This is a genomic window from Cupriavidus sp. 05L310 (assembly GCF_056398185.1).
The window spans coordinates 60,337-75,605 of the sequence record NZ_JBFTOX010000027.1 but is presented as its reverse complement, the minus strand read 5'-3'; the positions used below and the strand labels follow the sequence as shown (position 1 = coordinate 75,605).

General features: G+C 67.2%; 10 protein-coding genes. 7 read left to right on the top strand and 3 right to left on the bottom strand.

Features of this window, described 5'->3' with window-relative positions; translation table 11 throughout:
* Positions 1-12: 12 nt before the first annotated feature.
* Positions 13-201 carry a DUF3460 family protein gene (locus AC1DS6_RS20200; protein ID WP_035863727.1) on the bottom strand — a complete coding sequence of 63 codons (189 nt, stop codon included), beginning with the start codon at positions 199-201 and terminating at the stop codon, positions 13-15.
* 207 nt (positions 202-408) lie between these two features.
* Between AC1DS6_RS20200 and AC1DS6_RS20195 the strand changes: the two genes are divergently transcribed.
* The 3 genes from AC1DS6_RS20195 to bamE all read left to right on the top strand — a co-directional run bounded on the left by AC1DS6_RS20195 (position 409) and on the right by bamE (position 7,127).
* Positions 409-2,289, top strand: coding sequence for an autotransporter assembly complex protein TamA (locus AC1DS6_RS20195; RefSeq protein ID WP_441635537.1), 1,881 nt, complete (start codon positions 409-411; stop codon positions 2,287-2,289).
* A 64-nt stretch (positions 2,290-2,353) separates the two neighbouring features.
* A complete protein-coding gene (locus AC1DS6_RS20190; RefSeq protein ID WP_441635524.1) occupies positions 2,354-6,520 on the top strand; it encodes a translocation/assembly module TamB domain-containing protein in 4,167 nt (1,388 codons plus the stop codon).
* A gap of 58 nt (positions 6,521-6,578) precedes the next feature.
* Positions 6,579-7,127, top strand: coding sequence for an outer membrane protein assembly factor BamE domain-containing protein (bamE, locus tag AC1DS6_RS20185; protein ID WP_441635526.1), 549 nt, complete (start codon positions 6,579-6,581; stop codon positions 7,125-7,127).
* A 104-nt stretch (positions 7,128-7,231) separates the two neighbouring features.
* On the opposite strand, the gene metG is transcribed toward bamE, so the two are convergent.
* Together metG and AC1DS6_RS20175 are read right to left on the bottom strand one after the other, a co-directional pair.
* Entirely contained in the window at positions 7,232-9,301 is a 2,070-nt protein-coding gene (gene metG, locus AC1DS6_RS20180) for a methionine--tRNA ligase (RefSeq protein ID WP_477102994.1), read from the bottom strand.
* Between the two features lie 313 nt (positions 9,302-9,614).
* Positions 9,615-10,247, bottom strand: coding sequence for a YiaD family glycine zipper/OmpA-like lipoprotein (locus tag AC1DS6_RS20175; RefSeq protein ID WP_035863736.1), 633 nt, complete (start codon positions 10,245-10,247; stop codon positions 9,615-9,617).
* Positions 10,248-10,552: 305 nt separating this feature from the next.
* Here AC1DS6_RS20175 and apbC point away from each other — a divergent pair, with 305 nt between their 5' ends.
* The 4 genes from apbC (at position 10,553) to AC1DS6_RS20155 (ending at position 15,164) form a co-directional block, all read left to right on the top strand.
* On the top strand, positions 10,553-11,641 hold the full coding sequence (gene apbC, locus AC1DS6_RS20170; RefSeq protein WP_035863737.1) for an iron-sulfur cluster carrier protein ApbC: 1,089 nt from the start codon (positions 10,553-10,555) through the stop codon (positions 11,639-11,641).
* Between the two features lie 5 nt (positions 11,642-11,646).
* On the top strand, positions 11,647-12,225 hold the full coding sequence (locus tag AC1DS6_RS20165) for a DUF3305 domain-containing protein (protein WP_441635531.1): 579 nt from the start codon (positions 11,647-11,649) through the stop codon (positions 12,223-12,225).
* Positions 12,226-12,241: 16 nt separating this feature from the next.
* Positions 12,242-12,895 carry a DUF3306 domain-containing protein gene (locus tag AC1DS6_RS20160; RefSeq protein ID WP_477102993.1) on the top strand — a complete coding sequence of 218 codons (654 nt, stop codon included), beginning with the start codon at positions 12,242-12,244 and terminating at the stop codon, positions 12,893-12,895.
* Positions 12,896-12,995: 100 nt separating this feature from the next.
* On the top strand, positions 12,996-15,164 hold the full coding sequence (locus tag AC1DS6_RS20155; protein WP_441635535.1) for a 4Fe-4S binding protein: 2,169 nt from the start codon (positions 12,996-12,998) through the stop codon (positions 15,162-15,164).
* The last annotated feature ends 105 nt before the right edge of the window (positions 15,165-15,269 follow it).

Below are 15,269 nucleotides of genomic sequence, written 5' to 3'. Positions count from 1 at the left end.
GCGGGTACGGCTTCAGTCCAGCGAATAGACGTAAGGCTTCTGCGCCACGCGGGAGGCGTCGGCGCGGGCACGTTCTTCGAGATTGATCGGGCTCTTGTCCCACAGCAGGGCGCGGCCCTGGCGTTGTTCCGCTTCCAGGGAAGGGCGCTCATCCTTGAGCGACTTCAGGAACTGGGTGATATCCGATTCGTAGAGAGCCATGACGGGAAACAGTGGGGAATTGTCGAACGAGCCCGGATTTTACCGTATTGGCAGGGTCAGTAACGGGATTGCACGCGATTCCGCCATTTTGATCCCACACCCCTGATGCGCGGCCGCCCGGGGGGGTCTTTTTGGCGCCATCGGGCAGGCTGGCCGCCCGGGTGTGGTCAAATATCGACTTTGCGTGACGTGCACCAATCGATGAGGATGGATCCAGGGACCCCGCGTACCAGGCCCGCCGGCTTTGTCGCCGCCTCCGGCGCAGAGCCGGGGGCGGCGGCCGCGCTGCGCCGCCTGGCGTGTCCGTTGCTGGCGGCCCTGGCGCTGTCCGCGGGGCCGGCCGCTGCCGCCTACAAGGTCGAGGTGGAGGCGCCCAAGGCGATCAAGGAAATCCTGCAAGACCACCTGGACCTGTCACGCTACAGCGCGCGCGACGACATCTCGCCGGACCAGTTCAACTACATGGTCGAGACGGTTGGCGAGCAGGTCCGCCAGTTCACCTCCACCGAAGGCTATTTCGATCCGCAGACCACCGCCAAGGTGGAAGGCAGCGGCGATAAGCGCACCGTGACCATCACGGTGGACCCTGGCGCGCGCACCGTGATCCGTGCGGTCGACGTTAGCGTGAGCGGCCCCGCCGCCACCCAGTCGCCGGAGCAGATTGCCGAAATCCGGGCCAAATGGGGCCTGCCGGTGGGCGAGCCGTTCCGGCAGGCGGACTGGTCCAAGGCCAAGGAGGACGCCCTGGTGGAGTTGCAGAGCCATACCTACTACGGCGCCCGCATGACCGGCTCGCAGGCGCGCGTCGAGCCGGACGAACATGCGGCGGACCTCAGCGCGCGTTTTGCCAGCGGCCCGGCATACCGCATGGGACCGCTGAAGATCAGCGGGTTGCGGCGTTATCCCGAGCAGATCATCCGCAACGTCAATCCGCTGTACGAGGGCGAGCCGTACCGCGTGGAGCGCCTGCTGGAATTCCAGCGGGCAATCCAGAACCAGCCCTATTTTTCCAACGTGCAGATCGACCTGGGCCAGCAGGAGTCGACGGATCAGGGCAAGGTGACCGAGGCGGGCACGGCCAGCGACGCCGAGCCAAAGGTCGACATGAACGCCGACAAGGTCACCGTGCCGGTGTATGTGCGCGTGCGCGAGTATCCCGTCAACCGGCTCTCGAGCGGCGTGGGCTACACCACCGATACCGGCGCCCAGGTCGAAGGCCGCTATTCCTATTACAACCTGTTCAACCGTGCCTGGGTGTTCGACTCGCAGGCACGCATCGAGCAAAAACGCCAGTACGTTTTCGCCGAGATGGCCATGCCGCCCGATAGCAGGACGTACCGCAACAGCGTCTACAGCAGCTACGAACGCACCATCGACCTGGAAAGCACCGACCTGACCAGCCTGCGCACCGGCCTGAAGCGCTCCCGCTCGCGCGAGAATTACGACACCACCATCTCGCTGGACTATTACTACGACAACCTGCAGCCCTTCGGCGAGCCGAACCAGCTCAGCCGGGCGCTGGTGCCGGCTTTCGCATGGACGCGGCGCGACGTGGACAACCCGGTGTTCCCGCGCCGCGGCAATGTCATCAACACGCAGGTTGGCGTGGCGGCCCAGCACGTGCTGAGCGACGAGACCTTTTTCCGTGTCTACGGCCGTATCCGCCAGTACATCCCGGTGGGCAAACGCGACCTGGTGGTGGCCCGGCTGGAACTGGGCGCCGATATCACCAGAGGCGACGTCACCAAGGTGCCGGCCTCGCTGCGCTTTCGCGCCGGCGGCACCGATTCGATCCGGGGCTACAGCTATCAGTCGATCGGCACGCGCGACGGCGCCAGCGTGCTGCCCGCCAAATACCTCGGCACTGCCAGCCTGGAATACCAGTACTGGTTCCTGCCCGACTGGGGCGCCGCGGTTTTCTGGGACGTGGGGACCGCCACCGACAACCTGACGGGCGTCAAGCTCTACAACGGCGTGGGTATCGGGGCGCGCTGGCGCAGCCCGGTCGGGCCGGTGCAGCTCGATATCGGCTACGGCATCCAGGAGACACAGTTCCGCCCGCATATTTCACTTGGAGTTGCGTTCTGATGGCGATGCGACCCTGCCGGCAGGCCGGCGCCTCCCGTCCACGCAGCCGCAAGGCGTTTGCCGCATGAGTATCCCCGACATGCCTCCCGTTCCCGCCCGCGATGCTGGCGCACCCGGACCGGCGCGTCCGCGCCGGGGGCGCGTCTGGCGCTGGCTGGCGTGGCTGGTGGCGGTGTTGCTCGTGCTGCTGCTGGCGGCGCTGTCGGCCGTGGCGCTGGCCCTGCGCACCGAGGCGGGTACGCGCCAGCTATGGTCAATGGCCACGCGGCTGTCCGACGGCGCCTTGTCCGGCAAGCTGGAGGGCGGCACGGTGGCCCAGGGCCTGCGCCTGCGCGATGTGGTGTTCGCGAGCGGCGAGACACGCGTGACGGTGGACCGCCTCGATGGCGACTGGTCGTTCAACTGGTCGCCGACCCGCTTGCATGTCAAATGGCTGCGCATCGGTGCGGTGACGCTGCGTTTGCCCCCGGCCCAGCCCGACAGCGCGCCTGCGACGCTGCCCAAGTCGCTCGAGCTGCCGCTGTCGGTGGACGTGGATACGCTCACCCTGGCACGCCTGGCCTTGCTGGAGGGGCCGCCGGCCACGCCCAGCGAGATGGTGTTTGCCGACCTGGCGGGTTCGCTGCATTCCGACGGGCAGCACCATCGCGCCAGCGTGGAACACCTGGTCACGCCGTATGGCAAGCTCGCCGCCAATGCGCAGATCGCCGGCCAGGCGCCTTTCGCGTTGACCGGCGCGGGCCTGCTGGAGGGCAGCTGGGAGAAGGAGTCCTTCAGCATCAGCGCCAGCATGCGTGGCTCGCTCGCCGCCCTGCGCGCGGAAGTCGAGGCCAGCGGCGATCGAATGCGCGGCCGCGCCGGGGCCGACCTGACGCCGTTCGGCAAGGTGCCGTTCACCCATGTGGTGGTCAACGGCGAGCATATCAATCCGCGCCTGTTCAGCGCTTCGGCGCCGCAAGCCAACCTGTCCGTGCAGGCCGAGTTGCGGCCGGTGGACGGGGCGGGCGCACCGGCACCGGCAGCGGCGGCATCCTCGCCGGCGGCTGCCAGCGCCCCGGTTGCAACGGCATCGGCGGTTCCCGCCTCCGCCGCCGGCGCAAAGCCCGCCGGCGCCACCGACGAGGCGCCCCTGCGGGTAGCGGGCGACGTGCGCATCGTCAACCATGACGCCGGCAAGCTCGACGCCGAGCGCCTGCCGGTGGAATCGGTGCAGGGGCACATCGAGGTCAGCGAGACGGCACAGGCGGTGCGCGACCTGCGCGTGGCACTGGCCGGTGGCGGCGAGATCCGTGGCGGCGGCGCGCTGCACGAGGGCCGCGGCGGCTTTGACCTCGACGTGCGCAACCTCGACCCGCAAGCCCTCTATGGCAGCCTGAAGCGCGTGCGTTTGTCCGGCCCGGTGATCCTGCGGCTGGAGCCCGGCCGCCAGAGCGCGGCGCTGGACCTTGCCGGCGGCGAGTTCAAGCTGTTCGCCGATGCGCGCCTGGACGCCGAGGCAGTGACGCTGACCGCGCTGCGCGCCGGCATCGGCTCGGGCACGCTCAACGCCGAGGGCAAGCTTTCGCTCAAGGACGAGCAGCCCTTCAGCTTCAAGGGCAAGCTCACCAACTTCGACCCCGCGCGCGTCGCCACGGTGGCGCCCGGCCGCATCAATGCCGATTTCACTGCCAGCGGGACACTTGCGCCGGAGTTGCGCGTGGGGCTCGATTTCTCGGTGCGCGACAGCGTCTATGCGGGGCTGCCTATGCGCGGCGAGGGCAAGCTGCGCCTGGCCGGCGAGCGCCTGCTGCCGAGCCAGGCCACGATTGACATGGCCGGCAACCAGGCTCAGCTCAGTGGCAGTTTCGGCGCGCGCGGCGACCGCCTGAAGCTGCACGTGGACGCGCCGCAGCTCGAGCGGCTCAAGTTCGGCGTGGCCGGCGTGCTCAAGCTCGATGCCAACGTCACCGGCACCCTGGCGCGGCCGGAAATCGTGGGCACCTATAGCGCCCAGTCGCTGGTGGTGGGCCCGCACCATGTCGCCAGCGCCAGCGGCAGCGCGGAGCTGCGCGGGGGCCTGGATGGCACGCTCGCGCTGCAACTGAACGCACGCGACTATCGCGGCCCGGTTGCCACGCTGCACACGCTCGACGTGACGCTCAGCGGCACCCAGGCCAGGCACAGCTTCGAGTTGAAGACGGCCGGCGCGCTGCACGACAAGCCGATGCAGCTGACGCTGGCGGGGCAGGGTGCCTGGCAGGGCCAGGCGGGCTGGAACGGCACCATCCGCACCCTGGAAGAACGCGGCACCGTCAATGTGCGGCTGATAGCGCCTGCACAGCTGCTGGTGGCCGACCAGCATGTGCGGCTGGGCGCCGCCGGCCTGCAGTTCGAGCGCGCCCGCGTCAATGTGGACAGTTTCGAGTTCGATCATGGCCGCATCCGCACGCAGGGCAACCTCGACGGCTTGCAGGTGGCAAATCTGCTGCGCCTGGCCGAGGCGCTCAGCGGCGAGGCGCCGCCGGTGCGCTCGGACCTGGTGCTGGACGGGCGCTGGAACATCACGCTGGCCGAGACCGCCTCCGGCTTCGCCGAGTTGCGCCGCCGCAGCGGCGATGTCTCAGTGAGCGCGGGTCGGGGCTTCACCACGCTGGGACTTGGCGAGAGCGCGCTGCGCGCCGAGTTTGCCGGCAGCCGCGTCAACCTGCGCGGCGGCGTCGAAGCCGCGCGCCTCGGGAAGCTGGTGGTGGACGCGTCCGCCGGGCTGCTCCAGGACCAGGGCTTGATGACGGTGACGCCGGCTTCCGCGCTGGCGGGCAAGGTGTCGCTGGATGTGCCGAAGATCAAGACGCTGGAAGCGTTCACCGGGCCGCAATACGCGTTCGATGGCAAGCTGGCGGCCACCCTGCAGCTTGCCGGCACGGTCGGCAACCCGTTGCTCACCGGCAATATCGACGGCAGTGGCATCGCTATCACGCTGTACGACCTGGGCATCCGCCTGACCGACGGCATCGTGCGCGTCGCGCTCGATCAGAACGCCATTGAGCTCAAGCAAGTGGAATTCCGCGGCGGCGACGGCAAGATCGTGGCCACCGGCAACGTGAAGCTGGGCGAGACCGATCCCAACCTGACCGGCAAGATCGTGGCCGACAAGCTCCAGATCTTTGCCAGCCCCGAGCGCACCCTGATCGTTTCCGGCGATGCCAGTATCGTGAACGAGAACCGCCAGATCGTGATACGCGGCAAGTTCCGCGTGGACAGCGGCCTGTTCGACCTGCCCAAGGCCGGTGCCCCGGAGCTGGGCGACGACGTGGTGGTGGTGCGCCGCCGCGACCAGCGCGAGATCAAGACTGCCGCCACGCCCGTGCCGGAGACCAGGCCGGCCAGCCGCTTCAGCCCGCTGATCGATCTCACGCTCGACCTGGGAGACAACTTCCGCTTCCGCGGGGCCGGCGCGGACCTGCGCCTGGGCGGCCAGCTCGGCATCAAGAGCGCGCCGCTGACCCCGCTGCGCGCCACCGGCACCATTCGCGTGACCGACGGCACCTATGAAGCCTTCGGGCGCAAGCTGAACATCGAGCGCGGCATCGTCAATTTCAACGGTCCGGTGGACAATCCCAACATCAATATCCGCGCCATGCGCCGCAACCAGGAGGTGGAGGCCGGCGTGGAGGTGACCGGCACGGTGCGCCTGCCGCGCGTCAGGCTGGTGTCGGAGCCGAATGTGCCGGAGGAGGATAAGCTGTCATGGCTGATGTTCGGTTATGGTGCCGAATCCGCCGCCGCCGGACAGCAGAAGCAGCTGGGTGGCGCGGCCCTGGGCGGCGCTGCGCTGGGGATGATCGGCGGGCGTGCCGGCAAGGGAATCGTGCAGCATTTCGGCATCGATGAGTTTTCCATCGGTCCGAGTACCGCGGGCCTTAACGACCAGCAGGTGGTAAGCGTGGGCAAGGCCGTGACCGAGCAGATCTCGGTGGGCTATGAGCAGAGCCTGACCAGTGCTTCCAGCGTGTTCAAGCTGACCTGGGCATTCTCGCGGCGCTGGTCCCTGGTTGCCAAGGGTGGTTCGATCAGTGGCCTGTCCCTGTTGTTCAACCGCCGCTTTGACAGTTGGGGCAATCTGTTCACCGGCGCGGGCGGCCGCGCCAGATCCGAAGGGAGCCAGACCGATGGCAGCAATGAAATCAACAGCAAAACCGGCGACGATGCCCCCCGCGGTGCCGCCTCGGATGCCGCGCCTGCGCGGCCCTGAGGGGCAACGCTATCGCCTCCCTTCAGATACTGCCGCGTCGTACCGACGCCTTGCCGCCATGGGACTGATTTCCTCCGTGCTTGCCCTGTTCGGGTGCGACCAGCAGAAGGTCGACGAAGCGATGAAGAAGGCGGGTGATGCCGCGCGCTCTACCTGGAACTCGGTCAAGCCCGATAGCCAGCTGTTCAAGGGCATCGTGGTGGGCGAGTCGGGCGAGGAGGACGTGCGGCGCCAGGCCGGGCGCCCGGAGATTGTCTGGGAAGAGGATGGGGGCGGGCGCCGCCTCGAATACCCGCGCGGGCCGGAGGGCGGCACTACCTGGATGGTGACGATCGGCGCAGACGGCAAGGTGAGCGCCGTCGAGCAGGTGCTGACAGCGGAAAACTTCGCGCGCGTGCGGGCCGGAATGAGCCGCGACGACATCCGCCGCCTGCTGGGCAAGCCCACCAAGGTGGAAGCCTTCGCGCTCAAGAAGGAGGAGGTCTGGGGCTATCGCTGGTGGGAAAGCTCGCAGGAGAAGGCCTTCTTCAACGTGCATTTCAACGCCGACGGCAAGGTAACCCACACCTCGCGCAGCGACGATCCCTCCAAGATGCAGGGCGGCTAGCCCACTACGGGCAGCGGGGCTTGCTGGCGGCGCGGCGTCAATCGACGCCGGCGCCGTTGCGGCATTGGCGGATCAACGCGGGCGCGCCTCACCGCCTCGGTACATCAGCGGATACGCATGCCCGGGACCGCGCCTTCGTGCGGCTCCAGGATCCAGAGCCCGGGCGTGGCCTTCTCGTCCGCCGCGGAAGCGGCCAGCACCATGCCTTCGGACAGGCCGAACTTCATCTTGCGCGGCGCCAGGTTGGCCACCATCACGGTGAGCTTGCCCACCAACTGTTCGGGCGTGTAGGCCGACTGGATGCCGGAGAAGACGTTGCGCGTCTTGCCTTCGCCCAGGTCCAGCGTCAGCTGCAGCAGCTTGTTCGAGCCTTCCACCTTCTGGCATGCCACGATCTTGGCGACGCGCAGGTCGATCTTGGCGAAGTCGTCGATGGTGATGGTCTCGGCGATCGGCTCGATCGAGGCGGCGGCATCGTCCGCCGTGGCGGCGGGGGCGGTGGCTTGCAGCGAATCGCGGTTGGCGGCCAGCAGGGCATCGACCTGCTTGGCATCCACGCGGGTCATCAGGTGCGAGTACGGCTGCACCGGACGCGAGGCCGACAGCTGCTTGTCGATGCCGCGCCAGTCCAGCGGCTCGATATTGAGGAAGCGCTCGACGCCCGCGGCCATCTGCGGCACCACCGGCTTGAGATAGACGGTGAGCAGGCGGAAGGCTTCCAGCGAGACCGAGCAGGCGGCGTGCAGGGCGGCACGCCTGGCTTCGTCCTTGGCCAGTTCCCACGGCTTCTCGGTGTCGACGAACGCGTTCACTGCATCGGTGAGTTCCATCACCAGGCGCAGCGCCTTGCTGTATTCGCGGCCCTCATAGAAGTGCGCCACCTGCGGCGCGGCTTCACGCAGTTGCTTGAGCAGCGGGTGGGCCAGCGCGGCCTCGTCCACCACGCCATCGAAGCGCTTGACCAGGAAGCCGGCAGCGCGGCTGGCGATATTCACGTACTTGCCGATCAGGTCGCTGTTCACGCGTGCGATGAAGTCGTCGAGGTTGAGGTCGAGGTCTTCCATGCTGGCGTTGAGCTTGGCGGCGAAGTAGTAGCGCAGCCACTCCGGGTTCATGCCGGTATCGACGTAGCTCTGCGCGGTGATGAAGGTGCCGCGCGACTTGCTCATCTTGGCGCCGTCGACCGTCAGGAAACCATGCGCGAACACGTTGGTGGGCGTGCGGTAGCCCGAGAAACGCAGCATGGCCGGCCAGAACAGCGTGTGGAAATACAGGATGTCCTTGCCGATGAAGTGGTACTGCTCGGCGGTGGAATGCGGGCCTACCCAGGCGTCGAAATCGATGCCCTTCTTCTCGGCCAGGTTCTTGAAGCTGGCGTAGTAGCCGATCGGCGCATCCAGCCACACGTAGAAGTACTTGCCGGGTGCCCCGGGAATCTCGAAGCCGAAGTAGGGCGCGTCACGCGAGATGTCCCAGTCCGACAGCGTCGAGGCCTCGCCTTCGGCGCCAAGCCATTCCTGCATCTTGTTGGCCGCTTCCGGCTGGGCCAGGTCGGCCACCCACTCGCGCAGGAAGGTTTCGCAGCGCGGGTCGGAGAGCTTGAAGAAGTAATGGGCGGAAGATTTGCGCACCGGCGTGGCGCCGGACACCACCGAATACGGGTTCTTCAGGTCGGTGGGCACGTAGGTGGTGCCGCAGACCTCGCAGGAGTCGCCGTACTGGTCCTTGGCGCCGCACTTCGGGCACTCGCCCTTGATGAAGCGGTCCGGCAGGAACATGTTCTTGACGGGGTCGTAGAACTGCTCGACCTCGCGTTCGGCAATCAGGTCTTCGGCCTTCAGCGCCAGGTAGATCTTCGCGGAGAGCTGCTTGTTCTCGTCGGAGTCGGTGCTGTAGTAGTTGTCGAACGACACCATGAAGCTGTCGAAATCGCGCTTGTGCTCGGTCCACACGCGGTCGATCAGCTGCTTGGGGGTGATGCCTTCCTTTTCGGCCCGCAGCATCACCGGGGTGCCGTGCGTATCGTCCGCGCCGACGTAGTACACCTCGTTGCCCATCATGCGCTGGAAGCGCACCCAGATGTCGGTCTGGATGTACTCCACCAGGTGGCCGATATGGATCTGGCCGTTGGCGTATGGCAGGGCAGATGTGACGAGGATGCGACGTGCGGTCATGGAAAAATTGCCGGTCAGGAGGGGGTTGGACAGTAAGGCGGGGGCGCCGCCGCGAGAATCAGGCGGGCACCGTGAGAGGGCTATTCTAGCAAGCGGGGCAGGCAGCGCGTGCACTCCGGCAGGGCGGAGCGGGAAGAGAGTGCTGTAAGTGCCTGAAAAGGCACTGAAAAACTTCTGGGCAAAAAAAGCGCCGGTTAGTACCGGCGCAGCTTTCCACAACGGAAAAGGAGGAGAAATCAGGTACCGCCCGGGAGGTCAGCCACCCATCGCGAGCCAGCAACGGTGACAAGCGGTACCTGTTTCTATGACAGCATCATCGCTGAATTGGTTTCAAATAAATTTCGACCCGGCGATTTTGTGCGCGACCCGCCTCAGTGGCGTTGTCCGCCAAGGGCTGGGTTTGCCCCCGGCCTTCGGCTGCCAGGCGGGTCCGGGCCACGCCGCGGTCACCCAGATAGGTCGCCACGCTCTGCGCGCGGCGCTGCGACAGTTGCATGTTGTAGCTGGGATTGCCCGTGCTGTCGGTATGGCCGACCACGGTGGCGGAGACGTCCTGTTGCTGGGCAAGGGTCTGCGAAACCTGGTCCAGCACCGAGCGGAACGAGGGCTTGATGGTGGCGCTGTCGGTGTCGAAGGTTACCTGGCTCGGGATATTTACCTTCAGCGAGCCATCCGGCTGCTCGGTGATCTGGGTCCCGGTGCCGGCAGTGTCCTTGTTCAGCTTGCCGCGGATCGCGTTCCAGTTGTAACCCGTAGCTCCGCCGAGTGCCCCGCCTACCGCCGCGCCGACGAGCGTGCCGGTAGTGTTACCGCCGATCAGGTTGCCCAGGCCGGCACCGACCGCAGCGCCCACACCGGTTCCGACCGCGGTCTGCGTGCCTTGTTCTGTAGCGCAGCCGGCGGCAAGAATGGCGACAACGGCAAGGCTGGCAAGCTTGAATTTCATGCTTTCTCCTTCAGGACGGATCTTGTTGAGATGATTGTTGAAGTGGTGTGAGCTACACCACTAGAAATAACGCGGACGGCACGTGAACACAAGAGTCCGGGCGGTATTCCGCTGGCGTGCGTTCCTGGCGCACTACAATAAGGAGATGAAGCCGGGTGCACAAGTCTGTTGCTGTGACAGTTGTAAGTGCGTGTAATTCCACGCCCGCGTGAGGGGCTTGTCGTCCGCGCGCCACCTGCCGCCTGCGCTTCGCTCATACTTTGATACAGTACGCGCCTTCCCCATATTCAGTAGCGGAGATTGTCTTGAGCCTCACCGTCGACCAGGTTACCGAAGTCCTGCGCACCGTGATCGACCCCAACACGGGCCGGGATCTGGTGTCTACCCGCTCTGCCCGCAACGTTCGGGTCGAAGGCGGCGATGTGTCGCTTGAAGTCGAGCTGGGCTATCCCGGCAAGAGCCAGCTGGAACCGATCCGCAAGCAGGTGGTTGCTGCGCTGCGGCAACTGCCGGGCGTGACCAATGCCAGCGTGGCCGTCAGCATGAAGATCGTGGCGCATGCCGTACAGCGCGGCGTCAAGCTGCTGCCGGGCGTGAAGAACGTGATCGCCGTGGCGTCGGGCAAGGGCGGGGTGGGCAAGTCCACCACCGCCGTCAACCTGGCGCTGGCATTGTCCGCCGAGGGCGCCCGCGTGGGCATGCTCGACGCCGACATCTACGGTCCCAGCCTGCCGATGATGCTCGGCATCGACGGCCGCCCCGAGTCCTCCGATGGCCAGACCATGGAGCCGCTTGAAGGCCACGGCCTGCAGGCCAACTCCATCGGTTTCCTGATCGAGCAGGACAATCCCATGGTGTGGCGCGGCCCGATGGTGACCTCGGCGCTGGAGCAGTTGCTGCGCCAGACCAACTGGCACGATCTCGATTACCTGATCGTCGACATGCCGCCGGGCACCGGCGACATCCAGCTGACGCTGTCGCAGAAAGTGCCGGTTACGGGCGCCGTGATTGTCACGACGCCCCAGGACATTGCCTTGCTGGACGCCAAGAAGGGCCTGAAGATGTTCGAGAAGGTGGGGATTCCCATTCTCGGCCTTGTTGAGAACATGGCGGTCTACTGCTGCCCGAACTGCGGCCACGTCGAGCATATCTTCGGCGAAGGCGGCGGCGAGAAGATGTGCGAGGACTACGGCGTGGAGTTGCTCGGCAGCATGCCGCTGAACCGTTCGATCCGCGAGCAGGCCGACACTGGCCGCCCGACTGTGGTGTCCGACCCTGACAGCCCGATCGCCGAGCTTTACCGCGCCATGGCGCGCAAGGTGGCCGTGAAGGTGGCCGACCGTGCCCGCGACATGACCAGCAAGTTCCCCAGCATCGTGGTGCAGAACACCTGAACGCCATGGGCACGCCAGCCGATCCCGCCGCAGGCATCCCGGCCACCGGGGCAGATGCTGTGCCCGCTGGCCGGCCCGGCGTCACCATGGCCGTGGTGATGCGCCGCGTGGCGCTGCGCAGCCCCTGGCAACCGTGGAAATGGGAACTCGACGCCGTCCTGCCCGACCTCGGCGAGTTCGGTGCCGTGCCGCACTGCCTGGCGCAGGACGAGCATGGCGCGCGCTGGCTGTATCCAGGCTACGGCGTCACGCTGTTCCGCGATGAGGCGGAGGGGTATTACCTCAACCTGACCTCCACCGCGCCCTGCTGGTTCGTGCTCTGGCGCATGGCGGAGGAGGGCGGCCAGGCCGCCGTCCCCGCATCGGACGATGGCGAGCCGTTGCCGCTGCCGGTCACCGTGACACTCTCCTACAACGAGGCCGGACGCTGGCTCGATGCCGGCGAAACCGTCGAGAATGTGCCGCTGGCGCCCGAGCAACTCGACTGGCTGCGCGCCTACGTGGCAGAGCATTACCGCCCGGAGCCCAAGAAACGCCGCCGCCCGGAATCGTTCAAGGCGCCGGAGGACCGGGCGCGCTACTGATGCAGGCTGGTACCGCATGAGCGATGACACTTTCCTGTCGCGCTGGTCACGCCGCAAGGCCGCGGCGCGCCAGGGGCAGCCGCTGGCGCCCGAGCCGGCGCCACCCGTGCCGGCCGAACCGCCAGCCCCCGCTGACCGGTGGCAGGTGGAACCTGCCGCGCCGGCCGAGCCCCTTCCCACGCTTGCCGACGCCGCCTTGCTGCAGCCGGGCGACAGCATCGCGCGATTCGTGGCGCGCGGCGTAGACGAAACCGTCAAGCGCGCCGCGCTCAAGACCTTGTTTGCCGATCCGCATTTCAATGTGATGGACGGGCTCGATATCTACATCGACGACTACAGCAAGCCCGACCCGATTCCCCTCGATGTGTTGCGGCGCATGCGCCAGTCCGAGACGCTGGGCCTGTTCGCGCCGACCGACGACGAACTGGCTGCGGCACGCGCGGCGGAACAGGCGCCGGATGCGCCCGGAGCTGCGGTGCCGCAGGCGGAGCAGGCCAGCCCTGGCCAGTCCGCGACGCCGGAGCCTGTGGATGCAGTGCCGCCTGAAATGCAGGGGGGCGCGCAAGAACATGGTGGCGATCCAATCGCACCCACGCCAGTCGCGGCCGGGCCCGGTTTGCCGGGCACGGAGCGCCAGACGGACGATTCCGCCCCAGGCAAACACGCGTAGCCGCTGCCGCCGCGGCGGCCTACAATGGGCTTCCCCCCACAATTCGCCGGCCGCAAGACTCCTTAAAAAGGGAGCAACCACGCCGGCCAGCCGCATCGCCATGCCGACGCTGATTTGCAATTGCAACGACACCATGCCGCTTGACGGGGCGACGCTGTCGGGCAATGGTTCCACGACCGCAGGCGGCACCAGCCCGCCGCTCAAGGTGCACCACTTGCTGTGCCGCCGCGAAATCGGCGACTTCACTGCCGCGCTCGATGGCACGGACGATGTCATCGTGGCCTGCACGCAGGAGCGCGCCTTGTTCACCGAGGTAGCTGCCCGGCGCCAGGCCGAAGGCACCATGACGGCACCGGTGCGCTTCGTCAATATCCGGGAAACCGGCGGATGGTCGCAGGGGGCGCGGCGCGATCCCAAGACCGCCAACGCCAAGATCGCCGCGCTGCTGGCCGCTGCCGCGCTACCCGATCCGGAGCCGGTGCCCGTGGTGGACTACCGTTCGGGCGGAGCCGTGCTGGTGCTCGGCCCGGCCGCCCGTGCCATGCCCTGGGCCGGCAAGCTGGCCGAATCCGGCATGGAAGTGTCGGTGCTGCTGGGCGGCACCGGTGAGGCCATGGGCGCAGCCACTCAGCCCGCCTCGCGGGACTTCCCGGTGCACAGCGGCAAGCTGGTCAAGCTCGGCGGCTGGCTCGGCGCCTTCGAGGCAAGCTGGGAGACCGGCGCGGGGCGCGGCAACCCGATCGACCTGGATCTTTGCACGCGCTGCAACGCCTGCATCGAGGCGTGCCCCGAGGACGCCATTGATTTCAGCTACCAGGTCGACCTGGACCGTTGCCGTTCCCACCGCGCCTGCGTGAAGGCTTGCGGGGCCGCCGCCGCGATCGACTTCGATCGTCCCGTCAAGACCGCCACCGAGCGCTTCGACCTGGTGTTCGACCTGGCCGATACGCCGGCCTTCACCATGCACTCGCCGCCGCAAGGCTACCTCTACGCCGGCGCGGATCCGGTGCGCCAGCAGGCGCAGGCACTGGCCCTGGTCCAGATGGTGGGCGAGTTCGAGAAGCCGAAGTTCTTCCAGTACAAGGAGAAAATCTGCGCGCATGGCCGCAACAAGACCACCGGCTGCACGGCCTGCATCGATATCTGTTCCACCGAGGCGATCCGCTCGCAATGGCATGACGGGCGCGGCCGTATCGAGGTCACGCCCAACCTGTGCATGGGCTGCGGCGCCTGCACGACGGTGTGCCCGACCGGTGCCATCAGCTACGCCTACCCCAAGCCGGACTATCTCGGCGAGCGCTTGCGCACCCTGGTTTCGGCCTACCGCGCGGCAGGTGGCCGCGACGCCGTGCTGCTGCTGCACGGCGAGGAATACGGTAACGCTCCCATCCTGGCGCTGGGCCGCGCCGCGCGCGCCGGCCAGGCGAGCGGCATGCCGCCCAATGTGATACCGGTGGCGCTGTTCCATCCGGCCGCGAGCGGACTTGAGTTGTGGTTGTCGGCCATTTGCTGGGGCGCCAGCCGCGTCGCGGTGATGTTCACGGGCGACGAAGCGCCGCAATATCGCACGGCGCTGGTAGAGCAGATGGCGGTAGGGCAGGCGATTCTCGCGGGCCTTGGCTATGAGGGCGAATGCCTGTCGCTGGTGGATGGCCCTGATGCCGCCACGCTGGATGCGCAACTGGCGCAACTGGCGCAATCGAGCAGCCGGCCGGCACTCCCGCCGGCGCTGTTCCATGCCGCGGCAGCCAAACGCGAGACGCTGGATTTCGCGCTCGACTACCTGGTGCGCAAGGCGCCGCGCTCTCAGGCCAGCGTGCCGCTGCCGGCCGGGGCACCGTTGGGTGCGGTAGCTGTCGATACCACGCGCTGCACGCTTTGCATGGCCTGCGTCGGTGCTTGTCCCTCGCAGGCCTTGCGCGATAATCCCGAGCGTCCGGTGCTTGGCTTCCTGGAACGCAACTGCGTACAGTGCGGCCTGTGCGAAAGCACCTGCCCGGAAGATGCCATCACCCTGGTGCCGCGGCTGCTGACCGGCGAGGACGCGCGCCGCACGGTAACACTGGCCGAAACCCAACCCTTCCATTGCATCCGCTGCGCCAAGCCGTTTGGCACCGCGCAGATGGTGCATGCCATGCTGGCCAGGCTCGCGGACCACCCCGCGTTCGCCGGCGAGGCTGCCGAACGCCTGAAGATGTGTGGCGACTGCCGCGTCGTCGATATGATGGAAAAGAGCAGCGGCACCCCAAGCGGTACCGTGGTGCAGTAGTACAGCCGGTGGGACGCAAGCGTGCCTTGCCGCGTGAGCGGCAAGGCGCGCTTGCGCCGGCCAAGTCAGCAATCCGGTCTCCCGGTACCCTTGAGAACCATCACG

Bases quoted from the DNA above. Each gene is read 5' to 3' on its own strand.
- AC1DS6_RS20200 (WP_035863727.1), bottom strand. From the start codon at position 201: ATGGCTCTCTACGAATCGGATATCACCCAGTTCCTGAAGTCGCTCAAG.
- AC1DS6_RS20195 (WP_441635537.1), top strand. From the start codon at position 409: ATGGATCCAGGGACCCCGCGTACCAGGCCCGCCGGCTTTGTCGCCGCC.
- AC1DS6_RS20190 (WP_441635524.1), top strand. From the start codon at position 2,354: ATGAGTATCCCCGACATGCCTCCCGTTCCCGCCCGCGATGCTGGCGCA.
- bamE (WP_441635526.1), top strand. From the start codon at position 6,579: ATGGGACTGATTTCCTCCGTGCTTGCCCTGTTCGGGTGCGACCAGCAG.
- metG (WP_477102994.1), bottom strand. From the start codon at position 9,301: ATGACCGCACGTCGCATCCTCGTCACATCTGCCCTGCCATACGCCAAC.
- AC1DS6_RS20175 (WP_035863736.1), bottom strand. From the start codon at position 10,247: ATGAAATTCAAGCTTGCCAGCCTTGCCGTTGTCGCCATTCTTGCCGCC.
- AC1DS6_RS20165 (WP_441635531.1), top strand. From the start codon at position 11,647: ATGGGCACGCCAGCCGATCCCGCCGCAGGCATCCCGGCCACCGGGGCA.
- AC1DS6_RS20160 (WP_477102993.1), top strand. From the start codon at position 12,242: ATGAGCGATGACACTTTCCTGTCGCGCTGGTCACGCCGCAAGGCCGCG.
- AC1DS6_RS20155 (WP_441635535.1), top strand. From the start codon at position 12,996: ATGCCGACGCTGATTTGCAATTGCAACGACACCATGCCGCTTGACGGG.